The sequence below is a fragment of the Mucilaginibacter sp. P4_G9 genome, from assembly GCF_056400985.1.
On the sequence record NZ_JBFUKF010000662.1, the window covers coordinates 1 to 1,780 of the forward strand.

The 1,780-nt window shown below is 39.8% G+C and carries 2 protein-coding genes; both read right to left on the reverse strand.

Going from position 1 to position 1,780, the window contains the following annotated elements:
• Nucleotides 1-560 (reverse strand): glycoside hydrolase family 20 zincin-like fold domain-containing protein (locus AC1DPZ_RS26480; RefSeq protein ID WP_477409138.1); only part of this gene is annotated, 560 nt, incomplete at its 3' end.
• Between the two features lie 197 nt (nt 561-757).
• Entirely contained in the window at nt 758-1,672 is a 915-nt protein-coding gene (locus tag AC1DPZ_RS26485; RefSeq protein WP_477409140.1) for a hypothetical protein, read from the reverse strand.
• Nucleotides 1,673-1,780 lie beyond the last annotated feature (108 nt).

Consider the following 1,780-nt stretch of genomic DNA (forward strand, 5'->3'; position numbering starts at 1 on the left):
TCTATATATTGTTCAACCTCGGGTTTGGTAAAAAAATGGCGCGATACATCAAACATTAATCCTCTCCATCCAAACCTGGGATAATCGGTTATCTCAACGGCAGGAGCTGTCCATTTAACGCCCTTTGCAAATTCCTTACCTTCAATTTCTTTAGGTAATAACTGTATAAAGGTTTGTAAACCGTAAAATATGCCGGCGGCCTCATTGGCCTTTATTACCACCTTTTTTACTGTTACCGATAAGTTATAACCCTCAGTCCCGATCAGCGGATCATTTTTCTTGTTCAAAACGAATTTGATGGATGCAGACGGCGCTATGCTTTTTACTGCGACAGCGGCACCTGCCGCGGTGTTTAGCTTCTTTTTAAGATAGGTAATTACAGGCACTAATTCGGGCTGATTACCGGCTTCAAGAATAACAATTTTGGGTAATATAAATTTGCCCACCTTCCGGGTGACCTTAACCGGCTCCGGAATAATGGATAGACCATTATTGGGCGCCTGGCCAAATGATAAAAAATGCAGGCAGCAGCAGCTTAGTAACAGGAATAGTTTTTTCATACATGAACTTGGTTTTGAAATACTTAATTGGGAAACAGCATGCAAATTAAACTTTTTAAAGAATATTAAAAAGTTGTAACAGAAAAGTTAATATTTCACCCGGAGCCCCTGTTTCGGAGTGGATTGGGGGCGGCTATGAGGCACAAAGCCCCGTTCCGATCACGGAACAGGGCTTTGGATATTTTAATTAGTTGTTTTTATTTTAGTGTAAAACCCGTTTTTCCCATAGTGCCACCATCGGCATAAAGTAATACGGTATAAGTGCCTTTTACAAAAGGTGGGGTAGGGTTAAGCCAGTCAATTGTATATTCGGTACCATCATCCTTAAAATCAATTGATGTTTTATAGGTGTATTGCAGTTCCGAATTATCAGCAGTAAAAGTTCCTCCATCGGGCGCCGTAATGAGGTTACCGGTTGGGTCAATGATACGTACATATATATCGTGCAATGATTTGTCAGCTAAAGTGTTGCTTGCAACTGTAAAATTGATCTTGATTTTTTTAGCTGGTCCGGCACGGGTAACGTCAACCTCTTTGCCACTGCCTTTAATTTTATAGGCAACTATATTTGATGTAGCCAGCTTAAGGGCTTGTGCTACTTTTACTTTAGCATCAAGATCCTGGTTTTGTTTCTGGAGGGTATCGGCCTTTTTAGCAACATTGGCCAGGTTGCTTTTTAAGGTATCCCGTTCGGTTGTTAAGGTGGCGTTTTGTTTGTGCAGCTCTTCAATATCGGCCGTATACTTAGTTACAAAATACCGTAGCTGTTTAACATCTTCCTCTGCTTTTACCAATTCGGCTTTGGTAAGTTTACCTTTGGCCAACTGGGTTCTTAATACCTGGATCTTCGCCTTTAACGAATCATTTTTGGCTGTTAGCTCTTTGGACATTTTGGCCTTACCAGCATTCACCTGATCAACCTGGGCCTCAAGGCTGTCGAGATCGGCCTTTAACCTTGTTTGTTCATCCTGTTGGGTAACTATCCGCACATCCGATTTGTTTTTTTGGAGGTACAGGTACACATCGGTACCTAATAAAGCCAATACCACCACAATAAGAAAATAAATTACGTTCGAATTTTTTTTAGGTGGTTGCCCAGATTGATTTTCCATAGCAATTAAATGTTTAAAGTTTAAATACAGTTTAAAGTAGAAAGCTATTAAAAAAACTTCTGTTTAACTGTGGTGTTTAGTTTACAAGCATATCTATATAAATTGATA

Coding starts and splice junctions, on each gene's coding strand:
- AC1DPZ_RS26485 (WP_477409140.1), bottom strand. CDS start 1,672: ATGGAAAATCAATCTGGGCAACCACCTAAAAAAAATTCGAACGTAATT.